The organism is Sphingomonas sabuli (assembly GCF_014352855.1).
GTDB classification, from domain to species: Bacteria; Pseudomonadota; Alphaproteobacteria; order Sphingomonadales; family Sphingomonadaceae; genus Sphingomicrobium; species Sphingomicrobium sabuli.
In genome coordinates, this window is the sequence record NZ_CP060697.1 from 1718948 (window position 1) to 1733551 (window position 14604).

The 14604-nt window shown below is 67.8% G+C and carries 14 protein-coding genes and 1 tRNA gene; 10 read left to right on the plus strand and 5 right to left on the minus strand.

Annotated features, from left to right (window positions below):
* Window positions 1-12: 12 nt before the first annotated feature.
* Window positions 13-87 (minus strand) — tRNA-Gly (locus H8M03_RS08540).
* 167 nt (window positions 88-254) lie between these two features.
* On the opposite strand from H8M03_RS08540, the gene H8M03_RS08545 reads away from it, so the two are divergent.
* Window positions 255-1160 carry a tetratricopeptide repeat protein gene (locus tag H8M03_RS08545; protein ID WP_187479036.1) on the plus strand — a complete coding sequence of 302 codons (906 nt, stop codon included), beginning with the start codon at window positions 255-257 and terminating at the stop codon, window positions 1158-1160.
* Window positions 1157-1798 carry an LON peptidase substrate-binding domain-containing protein gene (locus H8M03_RS08550; protein WP_246448819.1) on the plus strand — a complete coding sequence of 214 codons (642 nt, stop codon included), beginning with the start codon at window positions 1157-1159 and terminating at the stop codon, window positions 1796-1798. The genes H8M03_RS08545 and H8M03_RS08550 overlap by 4 nt, the downstream gene beginning before the upstream one ends.
* Before the next feature lies 1 nt (window position 1799).
* Here the strand turns inward: H8M03_RS08550 and H8M03_RS08555 are convergent, their stop codons facing one another.
* Window positions 1800-3014: an FAD-dependent monooxygenase gene (locus H8M03_RS08555; RefSeq protein WP_187481011.1), complete on the minus strand. Its 1215-nt coding sequence runs from the start codon at window positions 3012-3014 to the stop codon at window positions 1800-1802.
* 126 nt (window positions 3015-3140) lie between these two features.
* On the opposite strand from H8M03_RS08555, the gene H8M03_RS08560 reads away from it, so the two are divergent.
* The 4 genes from H8M03_RS08560 to ribA all read left to right on the plus strand — a co-directional run bounded on the left by H8M03_RS08560 (window position 3141) and on the right by ribA (window position 8253).
* Window positions 3141-5453 carry an FtsK/SpoIIIE family DNA translocase gene (locus H8M03_RS08560; protein WP_246448821.1) on the plus strand — a complete coding sequence of 771 codons (2313 nt, stop codon included), beginning with the start codon at window positions 3141-3143 and terminating at the stop codon, window positions 5451-5453.
* Between the two features lie 82 nt (window positions 5454-5535).
* The gene (locus H8M03_RS08565; RefSeq protein WP_187479037.1) at window positions 5536-6168 is read left to right on the plus strand and encodes a LolA family protein; all 633 of its coding nucleotides are present in this window, start codon (window positions 5536-5538) and stop codon (window positions 6166-6168) included.
* A 247-nt stretch (window positions 6169-6415) separates the two neighbouring features.
* Window positions 6416-7207 carry an exodeoxyribonuclease III gene (locus H8M03_RS12765; RefSeq protein ID WP_246448824.1) on the plus strand — a complete coding sequence of 264 codons (792 nt, stop codon included), beginning with the start codon at window positions 6416-6418 and terminating at the stop codon, window positions 7205-7207.
* Window positions 7204-8253 (plus strand): GTP cyclohydrolase II, encoded by a 1050-nt coding sequence (gene ribA / locus H8M03_RS08570; protein WP_246448825.1) that lies wholly within the window; start codon window positions 7204-7206, stop codon window positions 8251-8253. Before H8M03_RS12765 ends, ribA begins: the two co-directional genes overlap by 4 nt.
* On the opposite strand, the gene H8M03_RS08575 is transcribed toward ribA, so the two are convergent.
* Window positions 8250-8912, minus strand: a complete 663-nt coding sequence (locus tag H8M03_RS08575; RefSeq protein WP_187479039.1) for an HAD family hydrolase — start codon at window positions 8910-8912, stop codon at window positions 8250-8252. The two genes, ribA and H8M03_RS08575, sit on opposite strands and share 4 nt — an antisense overlap.
* Window positions 8909-9568 (minus strand): YggS family pyridoxal phosphate-dependent enzyme, encoded by a 660-nt coding sequence (locus H8M03_RS08580; protein ID WP_187479040.1) that lies wholly within the window; start codon window positions 9566-9568, stop codon window positions 8909-8911. Before H8M03_RS08580 ends, H8M03_RS08575 begins: the two co-directional genes overlap by 4 nt.
* Before the next feature lie 23 nt (window positions 9569-9591).
* Between H8M03_RS08580 and H8M03_RS08585 the strand changes: the two genes are divergently transcribed.
* Window positions 9592-10077 carry a thiamine phosphate synthase gene (locus H8M03_RS08585; RefSeq protein ID WP_187479041.1) on the plus strand — a complete coding sequence of 162 codons (486 nt, stop codon included), beginning with the start codon at window positions 9592-9594 and terminating at the stop codon, window positions 10075-10077.
* Between the two features lie 3 nt (window positions 10078-10080).
* Here H8M03_RS08585 and H8M03_RS08590 read toward each other — a convergent pair whose 3' ends face one another.
* Window positions 10081-10764 carry a porin gene (locus H8M03_RS08590; protein ID WP_187479042.1) on the minus strand — a complete coding sequence of 228 codons (684 nt, stop codon included), beginning with the start codon at window positions 10762-10764 and terminating at the stop codon, window positions 10081-10083.
* A gap of 245 nt (window positions 10765-11009) precedes the next feature.
* Between H8M03_RS08590 and H8M03_RS08595 the strand changes: the two genes are divergently transcribed.
* The 3 genes from H8M03_RS08595 to lptE are packed head-to-tail and all read left to right on the plus strand — an operon-like array spanning window position 11010 to window position 14459.
* On the plus strand, window positions 11010-11399 hold the full coding sequence (locus H8M03_RS08595; RefSeq protein WP_246449230.1) for a DUF3576 domain-containing protein: 390 nt from the start codon (window positions 11010-11012) through the stop codon (window positions 11397-11399).
* Window position 11400: 1 nt separating this feature from the next.
* Window positions 11401-13962 (plus strand): leucine--tRNA ligase, encoded by a 2562-nt coding sequence (gene leuS / locus H8M03_RS08600; RefSeq protein WP_187479044.1) that lies wholly within the window; start codon window positions 11401-11403, stop codon window positions 13960-13962.
* Entirely contained in the window at window positions 13959-14459 is a 501-nt protein-coding gene (gene lptE / locus H8M03_RS08605) for an LPS assembly lipoprotein LptE (protein WP_187479045.1), read from the plus strand. Before leuS ends, lptE begins: the two co-directional genes overlap by 4 nt.
* Window positions 14460-14604 lie beyond the last annotated feature (145 nt).

A 14604-nucleotide genomic window follows, 5' to 3' on the forward strand; every position in this document is an offset into this window, starting at 1 on the left:
GCATGTCGGCGCTGGAGCGGGCGAAGGGATTCGAACCCTCGACCCCAACCTTGGCAAGGTTGTGCTCTACCCCTGAGCTACGCCCGCTCTGGCGCTGAACCGCAGGCGATCGTGTCGCCCCGCGGCAGGGTGGCGGGCGCCTAGCATGGCGAACGGCCCGCCTGCAAGCACCCCATTGCGATGGTCCGCCTCGACTTGTGACGTACCGGCGGCAAGGCCATATGGGATTGCCCGACGGCAGTGAAAGGCAGGGCGTGGCGACTTTGGGAATGAGCGAGGCGGAACGCGCCGCGGTGGAGAAGCTCCAGCGCGAAGTAGTCGAGCCGTCGATGACCAGCCTGGTGGTGCTCGACTTCTGGGCCGAATGGTGCGGGCCGTGCAAACAGCTTGGCCCGGTGCTTGAGAAAGTCGCGGCCGATTACGCCGACAAGGGCGTCAAGCTGGTCAAGATCGACGTCGACGCGGACAAGGTCATCGCCGCCCAGTTCCAGGTCCAGTCGATTCCCACTGTCTATGCTTTATATCAGGGCCAGCCGGTCGCCGATCTGACCAATTACCGCACCGAAGGCCAGCTGACCCGCGTGCTTGACCAGCTGATCGCGCAGCTTGGCGTCACCGGGACGAGCGGTCCGCCCAAGGCCGACACCGGCCCGCTGATCGCCATGGGCGAGGACGTGCTGGACGGGGGCGACGCCGTCCGCGCCGTCGGCATTTTCCGCCAGGTGCATGAACTGGCGCCCGACGATGCGGCAGCCGCCGGCGGCCTTGTCCGGGCGCTGGTCGCGGCGGGCGAAGCGGACGAAGCACGAACGATCCTGGAGGGGCTGCCCGAGACCATGCAGGGCGATGCCGCGATCGGCCGGGCGCGCGCGGCGCTGGAAGCCGCCGCCGCCGGCAGCGGGGTCGACACCAGCGCACTGGAACAACGGGTCGCCGCCGATCCGGACGACCTCGAGGCGCGCTTCGAGCTGGCCGGGGCATTGCTGGCCGGCAACCGCGACCGCGCCGCCGACGAATTGCTGACCATCATCGAACGCGACCGCGACTGGAACGGGGGCGCGGCGCGGGCCCGGTTCCTGCAATTGCTGGAAGCGCAAGGCCTGGCCGACGACTGGGCGCGCGGCCAGCGGCGGCGGCTGTCGGCCCTGCTGTTCACATGAGCGGCGCGCTGCCGATGCGGGCGCCGCTGTTTCCGCTGGCCGGGGCGATCCTGTTTCCGCGCGCGCAATTGCCGTTGCATATCTTCGAGCCGCGCTATCGCGAGATGGTGCGCGACGCGGTCGACGGTGGGGGACATATCGCGATGGTCCAGCCGCGGGCGATCGACGACGGCGCGCGGGTCGAACCAATCTACCCGGTCGGGTGCGTCGGCGAGATCGTCGGGCTGGAAGAGCTGGAAGACGGTCGTTTCAACATCATCCTCAACGGATCCCACCGGTTCCGCATCGTCAGCGAAGTCGACCTCGACACGCCCTATCGCAACGCCGACCTGGACCTGGCTGCGTTCGACGACCGCGAGCCGGACCCGCTCGGCCTGGCGCAGCGGGCGGAAGTGGAGCGCGAGGCGCGGCGGCTGGGCGACGCGCTCGGCCTGACGGTCGACTGGGCGGCGGTGGGCCGGCTGGACGATGAAATGCTGGTCAACGCGATCGCGCAGGTCGCGCCGTTCGACGTGTCGGCCAAGCAGGCGTTGCTGGAAGCGGAAACGCTGGACGGCCGCGCCGACATGCTGGTCCAGCTGATGCAGTTCCTGCGGTTGAGCCAGGGGACCGCCGACCTGCAGCCGACGATCCAGTAGCCTATATCGGCAGCCCGCGCAGGAGCAGCGGCAAGTCGCCGCTGGTGCCGCGCGCTTCGCTGGTCAGCCGGTTCTTGATCGGGCCGATCCGGTCGATCAGTCCCATGCCGAATCGGCGCACCGCCGACGCGGTGCGGCCGCGGATACCGTAGATGCGGGTCAGGCTGTCGGTCGCCACCGCCACCGACAGCGCGTCGAGCGCGCGCCAGCGCTGGTAACGATCGAGCAATTGCCGATCGCCAAGATCGAGGCCGAGCCGGGCGCCTTCGACCAGCACCTGGGCCAGGGCCGCCGCATCGCGGAAGCCGAGGTTGAGCCCCTGCCCCGCGATCGGGTGAATGGCGTGAGCCGAATCGCCGACCAGCGCCAGCCGGTCGGCGGTGATCGTCGCCGCATGGTGAAAGCCGAGCGGATAGGTCGAGCGCGGCGCGGCCAATGCGATGTCGCCGAGGAAGCCGCCCATTGCGCGGCGCGCCTCCGCCGCGAAGTCAGCTTCGTCCAGCGAGAGCATGCCGGCGGCATCCTCGTCGCGGACCGACCACACGATGGCCGAACGATGACCGTCCGAATCATCGGTCATCGGCAGCAGGGCAAAGGGCCCGGAAGGGTAGAAAATTTCGTAGGCGACGTTGCCGTGCGGCCGTTCGTGGCGAAGCACGGAGACGATCGCCTGGTGATCGTATTTCCAGCGCGCCATGCGAATGCCGGCCTGTTCGCGCATCGGCGACCTGCGCCCGTCGGCGGCAACCAGCAGCGGTGCAGACAGCCTGCGGCCGTCGGAGAGCGACACCACCACCTTGTGTTCCGAGCGGTCGACGTCGGCGACGGTCGACTTCCACAACAGCCAGATGGTCTTGCCGGCCTCGGCCCGGGCGCGCAGCGCGGCGCGCAGGTGGCGGTTTTCGTGCATCCAGCCGAGCGCTTCGTCGTCGCCGGGTTCGAACGAGAGACCGCCGGGTTCCAGCCCGTCGGCGACCTGGATCGTGCGGATGGGACAGCCGGGGACCGGGAAATGATCGGCGACGCCGGTCGTTTCGAGCATCCGCAGCGAGCTTGACGAAACCGCGCTGGTGCGGCCGTCGAACGCCGCGTCGAGCCGCGTGTCGGGATCGGCGGGATCGACGACGATCGACGAAAGGCCGCTTGCGTCGAGCGCCGCGGCGAGCGCCAGCCCGACCAGCCCGCCGCCTAGGATGATGACGTCACTTCGGTCCATCGGCCCCAGCCCTAGCGCCGCCGGCCAGCGCTGGCGAGAGGTGGAAAATCGGGTGACGTCACGACTTTGCTTGCCCGCGAGTCCGCGAAAGGGCATTTTAGGCGCGGGATTATAAGGGTGGGACAGATGGCAACGGCTGCAGCGCGGCCCCAAAAGGACCTTGGGTCGGCCTGGCGCGAGCGGGTCAGAGAGTCGATGGGCCGGTTCGTCCGGCGCGCATGGGGCGCCTTGCTGGTCGGCGTCGGCTTGGGCGGCGCGCTGGCGCTGGCGTCTCACAACAGCACCGATCCGTCCTTCACTACGGCCGCCGCCGGTCCGCCCGAAAACCTGCTGGGCAGCCCTGGCGCCTATTTCAGCGACCTGCTTTTCCTGCTGTTCGGGCTGGGGTCGATCCTGTTCCTGCCGGTGATTGCGCTGGCGGGCTTGCGGATGCTGCGGCTTGACTCGCCGGGACGCACCGGACGGTCGCTGCTGATCGCGGCCATCGCCGCACTGCTGGTCGGCGTCGCGTTGAGCCTTAACAGCGCGTCGTCCGTATCGGGCCTGCCCGGCGGCTGGGGCGGCGCGCTGGCGCTGGCGGCGAGCGGCGGCGTCGAGGCATTGATCGGGTTGATCCCAGACGAACGCTTCATCGCGCCAACGCACCTGGCGGTGCTGATCCTGTTTGCCGTGCTGGGGCTGGTCGTCGCGTATTTCTCGCTCGGCCTGACCGAGGACGAACGCGCCTGGGTCGGCGGAATTTTCTCCCGGTCGCCGCGGGTGCAGGCCGCGCCGCGCAAGACCGAACGCCGGCGCGACGAGCGCGCCCCTGCCGCGCCGCCCGAGCCGCGTCCGTCGGTCGCAGTCGCCGAGCCGGCCGCGGCGCCCGCGAAGTCGAAGAGCGCGTCGGCCCGCAAGTCGGCGCAGCCCGGCCTGGCGCTGGGCGACAGCTACGTCCTGCCCGACGTCGCCTTGCTCGCCGACGCACCGGAAAAGGGCCGCAACACGATCGACCGGCCGGCGCTCGAGCGGAACGCCAAGATCCTCGAGGCGGTGCTGGAGGACTTCAATGTCCGCGGCAACATCGTCGAGGTCCGCCCCGGCCCGGTGGTCACGATGTACGAGCTGGAACCCGCAAGCGGCATCAAGGCCAGCCGGGTCATCGCGCTGGCCGACGACATTGCCCGCAACATGCAGGCCATCTCCGCCCGCGTCGCGATCATTCCCGGCCGCAGCGTCATCGGCATCGAACTGCCCAACCCCAAGCGCGAGATGGTCGCGCTGTCCGAAATCATCGCCAGCGACGAGTTCGCCGACGCCGATTCCTCGCTGCCCCTGGTGCTGGGCAAGAACATCGGCGGCGATCCGATCGTCGCCGACCTGGCGCCGATGCCGCATCTGCTGGTCGCCGGCACCACCGGATCGGGCAAGTCGGTCGGGCTCAACTGCATGATCCTGTCGCTTTTGTACCGGCTCAATCCCGACCAGTGCCGGATGATCATGATCGATCCCAAGATGCTGGAATTGAGCATCTACGAAGGCATCCCGCACCTGCTGGCGCCGGTGGTGACCGAGCCAGGCAAGGCGATCCGCGCGCTCAAGTGGACGGTCGAACAGATGGAGGAGCGCTATCGCATGATGGCCAATCTTGGCGTCCGTTCGCTTGCCAGCTTCAACCAGAAGGTGCGCGACGCCAAGGCCAAGGGCGCCAATCTCGGGCGGCGGGTGCAGACCGGCTATAACGCTGAGACCGGCCAGCCGATCTACGAGATGGAAAGCCTGGAATATGAGGTTCTGCCGCAGATCGTCGTGGTGGTGGACGAGCTGGCCGACCTGATGATGACCGCCGGCAAGGAGGTCGAGTTCCTGATCCAGCGGCTGGCGCAGAAGGCGCGCGCGGCGGGCATCCACCTGATCATGGCGACGCAGCGGCCGTCGGTCGACGTCATCACCGGCGTCATCAAGGCGAATCTGCCGACCCGCATTTCCTTCCAGGTCACCAGCAAGATCGATTCGCGCACCATCCTTGGCGAGCAGGGGGCGGAGCAGCTGCTGGGCAAGGGCGACATGCTCTACATGCCCGGCGGCAAGCAGATCCTGCGCGTCCACGGCCCGTTCGTCGCCGACGAGGAGGTGCGCGCCGTCGCCGAACATTGGCGCAAGCAGGGCACGCCCGAATATATCCAGGCGGTGACCGAAGAGCCGGCGGACGGCGATTATCTGTTCGATGGGCAGCCGACTGGCGAGGACGATCCGGAGACGCAATTGTACCGCAAGGCGGTGCAGATCGTCGCCGAAAGCCAGAAGGCGTCGGTCAGTTACCTGCAGCGGCAGCTGCGCGTCGGCTACAACAGCGCCGCGCGGCTGATCGAGCGGATGGAAAAGGACGGGAAGGTCGGCATGCCCGACCATGTCGGACGCCGCGAAGTGCTGATCGACCCGGACGGCCACCCGATCTAGGCTGAACGCGGGGGAACCGCCGGGTTCAGAGCGCATTCAACGGCCGAGCGCCAAGTATGGCGTAACTTCCAAGGAGCTTTGAATGTCATTTCCTACCCGTTTCGCGCGCGCCCTCGTTCCTGCTGCAATAGTGGCGGTTGCGGCGCCGGTCGCGGTGCAGGCCGCTTCGACGTCCGCCGACATGGCGCTGGTCGCGTCGCACCTTCGCTCGACCAGTTCGATGACGGCCAACTTCGTCCAGACCGACAACAAGGGCCAGACGCTGAGCGGTTCGCTCAAGCTCAAGCGGCCGGGCCGGATCCGCTTCGAATATGCCAAGGGCGTCAACGTCCTGCTGGTCGCCGACGGCACGAAGCTGAACTTCATCGATTACGAGGTCGGCCAGAAGTCGAGCTGGGCGCTCAACAAGACTCCGCTTGGCGTGCTGTTGTCGAACAATCCGGACCTGAAGCGGATCGCCCGCATCCTGCCGTCGCAGGACAAGCGCATCATGGTCGTTCGCGCGGTCGACCCGACGCATCCCGAATATGGCAAGCTGATCCTGGCGTTCATCCGCGACGGCTCCGCGCCCGGCGGGCTGAAGCTGTACGGCTGGACCGCGGTAGACGCACAGGGCAAGCAGACGATCGTGAAGCTGTCCAATCAGCGTTACAACGTCGCGGTCCCGGCCGGCGCCTTCACCTATGCCGAGCCGAAAAAGGGCAAGCGCAGCTAAGACGAGGCAAAGGCGGGCCGAGACGCGCCGAAAAGCGTAGCAGATAAAAACCTGTTCATCGGCCCGTCAGCTACCCGGACGTAACCTATTTAAGGTTGCCGGTACGGGCGTAGGGGTTTCCCCCTGTTACCCTTTGCCCTCGACAATCCCTTGCGTGACGAACGCTTGGTCGGCCCTCGCTCCATGCCCCCGGAGCGGGGGCCTTTCCTTTGCGGCGCGGCACAGTCGGGGCTAAGCGGCAGCGAACATGGCCAGCCTGAAGATCGCATCCTGGAACATCAATTCGGTCCGTGCGCGCAGCACGATCGTCGAGCGCCTGATCGTCGAGGAGCAGCCCGACGTCCTGTGCCTGCAGGAAACGAAGGTGCTGGATGACATCTTCCCGACCGAGATGTTCCACCGCCACGGCTTCACCCACATCGCGCTTAATGGACAGCGGATGCATCATGGCGTCGCCATCCTCAGCCGCGTGCCGCTGGACGAGCATGGGCGCCACGACTGGCAGGACAATGGCGAGGCGCGGCATGTCGGCGTGCGCCTGCCCAACGGAATCCGGCTGGAGAACGTCTACGTCCCCGCCGGCGGCGACACACCCGATCGCACCGTCAATCCGAAGTTCGGACAGAAGCTGGATTTCATCGAGCGCATGACGCGCTGGTCCGAGACGCTGCGTGAGCCGACGCTGATCGTTGGCGATTTCAATGTCGCGCCGCTGGAATGCGACGTGTGGAGCCACAAAGCGCTGATCAACGTGGTGAGCCACACCCCGGTCGAGGTCGACGCGCTGAACCGGTTGCAGCAGGCGCACGACTGGATCGACATCGGCCGCCGGTTCGTGCCCGCGCCGGAGCGCAATTTCACCTGGTGGAGCTATCGGTCGCCCGACTTCACCCGCAACGACCGCGGCCGGCGGCTGGACCACATGTGGGCATCGCCCGTGCTCGCCGGCCATTTGGCCGGCCACCGCGTGCTGGAGCCGTGCCGCAGCTGGGAACGGCCGTCGGACCATGTCCCATTGATCTGCGAGATCGACGTTTGACCGACGCCGGCCCGATCGCCCGCGCCATCGCGGCCCTGAAGGCAGGCCGGGCGGTACGGATCGAATCCGCAACCCCGATGACCGTGCTGTCGGTCGAGACCGCGACCCCGCAGATGCTGGCCATCGCCGACCCGGCGGGTAGCGCGCCGCTGCTTATCAGCGGCCGGCGCGCCGCGGCCTTGTCGCTGGCCAATCGGCGCGATGCTGCCGACCCGGCCGAACCGGTGCTAATCGAGCGCAGCAACTGGCTTGACGTCGATAACGCCCGCTCCCTGGCCGACCCGTCGCGCGACGGCAGCCGTGCGCCGATCGGACCCCTTGCGCCGACCGCCCTCGATCGCCCCGACGAAGCGCGGGCCGCGCTCAAGCTTGCCAGGCTGGCGGGTTTGATGCCGGCGCTGTGGCTGGTCGAGGCCGATACCGCGACGGGCCTGGAGATGACTGCGCTGGCCGGCGCCGGGGCGGAGGTGACCGAAGTGGCGCGGGCGCGCCTGCCGTTGGAGGACATGCCCGACACGCAAATCGTCGCCTTCCGTGCCAGCGACGACGGGCAGGAACATGTGGCGCTGATCGTCGGAGCATTTGGCGGCAAGCCGCCGCTGGTGCGGTTGCACAGCGAATGCCTGACCGGCGACGTGTTCGGGTCGCTCAAATGCGATTGCGGTCCGCAGTTGCGCCATGCGTTGCGGCTGATCGCGGCCGCGGGTGGCGGCGTCCTGCTCTACCTGCGGCAGGAGGGGCGCGGCATCGGCCTTGCCAACAAGTTGCGCGCTTATGCCCTGCAGGATCGCGGCTTCGACACGGTCGACGCCAACCTTCGGCTGGGCTTTGCCGACGATGAGCGCGAGTACGCGCATGCGGCGGCGATCCTCAAGGCGCTGGGCATCGATACGGTGCGGCTGCTGACCAACAATCCGGCCAAGGCGGTGGGACTAGAGCAGGCCGGGATCGGGATTGCCGAGCGCGTCGGCCACCACATGCCGGCCAATCCGCACAACGCGGATTATCTGGCGACCAAACGCGCGCGGAGCGGCCACCTGGACTAAAGGAAGCGGGCCGCCAGCTCGTCGAAGCTGCGGACGCAGGCCGGGGCACCGGCCCCGATCAGCCGCGCCTCATGCCCGTCGCGGCAATGCGATCCGGCGAGAAGGCCGACCACCTGCGCGCCGCTGGCGACGGCACCTTCGATTCCGACCGGCGAATCCTCGACGATCAGCGTGTCGGCGATTGGTATGCCAAGCCGGTCCGCGGCGAACAGATAGATGTCGGGTGCGGGTTTCATCCGCTGCACATGGTCGCGGCCGCTGTAGACATGCTCGCCGAACCGATCGCGCAGGCCGAGATGGTCGAGATGCCCGGTTAGCCAGCGGGTCGTCGCCGACGAGGCCACGGCAATCGGGAAGTCGGCGGGAAGCGCGCGAATGAATGCCGACGCGCCGCTGACTTCGGCGATGCCGTCACGCAGATAGGCCATGCCGCGTTGCAGCCGCGCCTCGCGAAAGCCGTCCGGCGGATTACCGTCCGTCCAGTCGTGAATGGCCTGTTCGAACGCATCGCCGGCCAGGCCCATGAAATTCTCGATCGCGTCTTCCGGACGGGTCGGGTGGCCGGCCTTCGTCAGGTAATCGGCCATGAAACTGTTGCCGGCCCATTCGCTGTCGATGAGCACGCCGTCGAAATCGAACAGGATCGCGCGCGGCTTCATGCGTCCTCGAACATCGCCGTGCCAACCCGGATCGCGGTCGCGCCAAGCATGACCGCGGCGCGATAGTCCGACGACATGCCCATGCTGAGCCCGGCGACACCATGGTCACCGGCGATCTTTCCCAACAGGGCGAAGAAGGGCGACGGTTCGAGCCCCAGCGGCGGGATGCACATCAAGCCGGCCAGCGGCAGCGGCGAACTGCGCACGGCCGCCACGAATCCTTCGACCTCTCCAATCGGGACGCCGCCCTTTTGCGGCTCGTCGCCGATGTTGACCTGCACGTAAACGGACGGCGATCGGCCCGCCTTGTCCGCTTCGCGGGTGAGCGCCTGCAGCAGCGACGGGCGGTCGAGCGAATGAATGACGTCAAACAGCTTCACCGCCTCCGCCGCCTTGTTCGATTGCAGCTGGCCGATGCAGTGCAGCGTCACGCCCGGATGCCGAGCAAGCAGCGACGGCCACTTGTCGAGCGCTTCGGGCACGCGGCTTTCGCCGAAATCGCGCTGGCCGGCCGCGATCAGCGCCTCGGCCTCCTCGGCGGTGCGCGTTTTGCTGACCGCGATCAGCGTGACGTCCGCGGGATCGCGCTTGGCCAGCCGGGCGGCGGACGCGATGCCTTCGAGGATGGATTGCCGGCGGCCGGCAGCGCTGTTCATCGCGACCGGCTATAGGAAGGGCGATGTCGACCCGCCACCCACTTCCCCGCCAATGGCTGGTAATCGCCCCGCGCACGCCCGATCCACTGGCGGCCGCGGCGCGGATGCCGCGCGGCAGCGGCATCCTGATCGTCGACGCCTGCCTGGCGCGGGCGGACCGCGTGACTTTGCGCCGGATTGCGCGGCGCCGCGGGCTGTTGGTCGTCGAAGACGATGGCGACCGGGTCGCTCGCGTCCACAGCATGCGCGAACTGCGGCGCGCCGGGAGCCGCCGGACGAAGTGGATTTTCCTGTCGCCGCTATTCCCGACCGCAAGCCATCCGGGCGCGGCTCCATTACCGCTGATGCGCGCCGCGACGCTGGCGCGATTGGCGGCCGTACCGGTGGTGGCGCTGGGCGGAATGAGGGCGCGCCGCTTTGCGCGGGTGCACCGGCTGGGCTTTGCCGGTTGGGCGGGGATCGATGCTTATGCCGGCAAGGGCCGCGCCGTCAGGCGCGCGCCGGCGTGACCGCTAGAATTTGAAGGCGGTGCCGAGGTAGACGGCCTGGCTGTCCACGCGATCGTCCTTGATCGCCGGGATCCGGTCGCGTTCTACCTTATAACGGACGCCGCCGGTGACCGAGATGCGCTTGGTGAGAGCGTAGGACCCGCCGACATCGACCGCATATTGATCGGGCTGGCGGAGCGCGGGAGCCGCAGTGCCTTCGGAACGGTCGGCGGACACCGCGACACGGCCGGTGAAGCGCGGCAGCGAGTAGCTGACCCCGACGGTGGCGCTTTCGCGGCTGTCGACCGGCGAACCGGCCGAATTGACCTTGGCGACGTCGCCCGAAACGGCAAACCGGCGCCAGCCGACGGCGGCGCCAAGGTTGTAGCTGACCGGGGCCAGTGCGGTGACCGGTGAGGCAGAGCCGGTCGCCGCAGCCTGCTGCGTCGCGGCCGAACGGGCGCGAATCGCGACGCGGATCTGCGACGGGCGGCCCTTCGATGCGGCCGGCGTGAATTCGAAGCCCGACGGCGACATCGTGCGGCCGGAGAAGGCGGCGGCGAGGCGCGGATCGGCGGACGAGGGCGTGAAATCGAACTGCGGGTTCAGGCTGACCTTGACCGCGGGCGGCCGCTTCTTGCCGACCGCCAATGCCGGAGTCAGCAAAATACCCGCCGCGCCCAGCGCGACAGCGATCTTGCCTGCCATTGACGACCCGCGACTCACGTCATGCGACTCCTTGTCCAGTTCGTCATATAGGCGGGAGGCCCCCAAGGTTCCAACGGCGGAATCGATTCCCCGGCGGGCTGTTGCAGTTCAACAACAACCCGGGGCCGCGCATGCCGCGCTTGCGGCATCGCATCCAGCATCTATAACGCCGGGCGAACCACAGAATTCGAGGTCTTTCCATGCCCCGCCTGAAGCTTGTTGCCATCGCCGTGGCCGTCGCCGCAATGACCGTCACCGGGTGCGCCCGCAACCGCAACATCCCGACCCAGGTCGCGCCGTCGCGAATGACCACGATCGGCGTGAACGGTTATCTGTGGCAGGCGGCGCTCGACACCGTATCCTTCGCCCCGTTGCTGCAGGCCGATGCCAACAGCGGCGTGATCATCACCGACTGGTACGCCAACCCGCGCTCGCCGGGCGAGCGGGTCAAGCTGACCGTCACCATCCTCGACCAGGATTTGCGGGCCGATGCGCTGCGCGTCGCTGCCTCGCGTCAGATCAACCAGAACGGGTCCTGGGTCGAAGCCCCGGTGACCGCGGCGACGGTGCAGAAGCTCGAAGACGTAATCCTGACCCGTGCTCGTGACATCCGCCGAACCACGCTCCCCGGTTAAGATGACCCAGACCGGCCGCTTCGATCCGGCCGTCGCCGACACGCGCTGGCAGACCCGGTGGGACGACGCGCGCTGTTTCATCGCCGACACCGACAGCAGCAAGCCCAAGGCCTATGTGCTGGAGATGTTCCCCTATCCGTCGGGGCGCATCCACATGGGGCACGTGCGCAATTACACGATGGGCGACGTGCTGGCCCGGTATCGCCGGATGCAGGGCTGCGAAGTGCTGCACCCGATGGGCTGGGACGCGTTCGGCATGCCGGCGGAGAATGCGGCGATGGAACGCGGCGTCCATCCCGACGGCTGGACCCGGTCCAACATCGCGGCCATGCGCGACCAGCTGAAGCGGCTAGGTTTCGCGCTCGACTGGAGCCGCGAGATCGCCACTTGCGACCCGGAATATTACGGCCACGAGCAGGCGCTGTTCCTCGACCTGTACGAAGGCGGCCTGGTCTATCGCAAGGAAAGCGAGGTCAATTGGGACCCCGTCGACATGACCGTGCTGGCCAACGAACAGGTGATCGACGGCAAGGGTTGGCGGTCGGGCGCGCAGGTCGAGCGGCGCAAGCTGTCGCAATGGTTCCTGAAGATCACCGACTTCGCCGACGAGTTGCTCGAAGGGCTGGGTACGCTCGACCATTGGCCGGACAAGGTGCGGCTGATGCAGGAAAACTGGATCGGAAGGTCGGACGGACTGCGGTTTCGGTTCAAGACTGCCGGTGAAGGCGCCGAGTGCGAGTATCCGTGGATCCAGGCGGCGCTTCGCGAGGCCCCGGAAATCGCGGTCTTCACCACGCGGCCCGATACCATCTTCGGCGCCAGTTTCGTGGCGGTCGCGCCCGATCATCCGTTGGCCCGCGCGATCGCGTCGGAAAACCCCGACGCGGCGGCTTTCATCGAGGATTGCAAGCGCGGCGGGACGACGGCGGCTGAGCTGGAAACGGCGGAGAAGCGGGGTTTCCTGACCGGGATCGAAGCGCTCCATCCGCTTGATCCGGAATGGAAGCTCCCGGTGTGGATCGCCAATTTCGTGCTCATGGAATATGGCACCGGCGCGGTGTTCGGCGTGCCCGCGCACGACCAGCGCGACTATGAATTCGCCAGCAAGTACGACCTGCCGATCCGGCGCGTGGTTGCGTCGTCGGCCGAGGACGCGGACACGCCGATCGGCGACGAGGCCGAGCCGGGCGAAGGCGTCATCGTCAATTCGCAATTCCTCGATGGCTTGTCGGTCGAGGAAGCCAGGGACGCGGTCATCCGCCGGGCCGAGGAGAATGGCTGGGGCGACCGCGAAGTCGCGTATCGCCTGCGCGACTGGGGCGTTTCGAGGCAGCGCTATTGGGGCACGCCGATCCCGATGATCCATTGCGATCGTTGCGGACCCGTACCGGTTCCGCGCGAGCAGTTGCCGGTGGTGCTTCCGCAGGACGTCAGCTTCGACACGCCCGGCAATCCGCTGACCCGCAACGAAGCGTGGCTGAAGGCCGATTGTCCCAAGTGCGGTGGCGGCGCGCGGCGCGAGACCGACACGTTCGATACCTTTGTCGATTCCAGCTGGTATTTCATCCGCTTTGCCAGCCAGCCGATCGATGCCCCGTTTGACAAGGCCGCCGCGGAAAAGTGGTTGCCGGTCGACCAGTATATCGGCGGGGTCGAGCATGCGATCCTGCACCTGCTTTACGCCCGCTTCTGGACTCGCGCGCTGAAGCGGATCGGCAAGATCGACGTGGCCGAGCCGTTCCGCGGCCTGTTTACCCAGGGGATGGTCACGCACGAGACGTTTCGCGACGCGGCCGGCAAGTGGCTCGCGCCGGACGAGGTGCGCAAGAACGGCGACGGCAAGCTGGTCGATGCCGCCGGCGCGCCGGTCATCCGCGGCCGGGTCGAGAAGATGTCCAAGTCGAAGCGCAACACCGTCGACCCGGGCCCCATCGTCGACAAGCACGGCGCGGACGCGGTGCGCTGGTTCATGCTGTCCGACAGCCCGCCCGAACGCGACCTCGAATGGTCGGTGGCAGGGATCGAAGGCGCGGCGCGGTTCGTGCAGCGGGTGTGGAAACTGGCCACCGCGCCGGGCGGTGGCGACGGTGCTGATGCGGCGCTGGAGCGCAAGGTGCACCGCACCGTTGCCGCAGTCGGCGAAGCGATAGACGGTCTGCAATTCAACAAGGCGGTGGCCCAGCTGTACGAACTGGTCAGTGCGATCGAGAAGGCGGCGCCGTCGTCCACCCGGACGAGCGCGGTGCGCACGCTGGTCAAGCTGATCGCCCCGATGGCGCCACACTTGGCCGAGGAATGCTGGAGCCACCTTGGCGGCGACGGGCTTGTCGCTCAGGCCGATTGGCCGACGTTTGATGAGACTCTGCTGGTCGAGGACCAGGTGACGCTGGCCGTGCAGGTCAACGGCAAGCTGCGCGATACGCTGAATGCGCCGCGCGGGCTTGGCCGGGAGGAAGCGGAGGCGCTGGCGCTGGCATCGGAGAAGGTTCAGCGGCAGCTCGACGGCGGGACGCCGCGCAAGGTGATTGTAGTCCCCGACCGGCTGGTCAATATTGTCGCGTGACCCGCGTCCTCCTTCTTGCCCTGATCGCCCTCGCCCTGCCGGCCTGCGGACTCCAGCCGCTTTACGCGGGCGGATCCGCCGGCGGAGTAGCCGGGACGCTGCGCTCGGTCGACGTGGCGCCCATCCCCGGCCGCGACGGCTGGCTGGTGTTCACTAAGCTCAAGGAGCGACTGGGTGATCCCGGCGACGGCGGGCGCGCCTATCGGCTTGAAGTCGACCTCGACGACGACATCATCGGGCTTGGCATTCGCGGCGACCGCGCCGTGACGCGCGAGCGGCGGACGCTGCGCGCCCGCTTTCGCCTAGTCAACGCCGCAACCGGCGAAGTGGTGATCGATTCCACCGCCGGTTCCGACGCGGGCATCGACGTCGTCAGTTCCGAATATGCGACCGTCGCCGCGGAACAGTCGACCGCCGAGGACCTTGCCGGCGCGGTGGCCGACCAGATCGTGTCGCGGATCGCGTTATATTCGACCCGCGTCGCGCCGCGGCCATGAAGGTCGCCAAGGGATCGCTTTCCCGAGCCCTCGACCGGCCCGACCCCGCAGTTCGGTTCTACCTTTTCTACGGACCCGACGAATCCCAGTCACGCGCCCACGGCGAGCGGCTGCTGAAGGCGCTGGGTGCGGAAAAGGTCGCGCT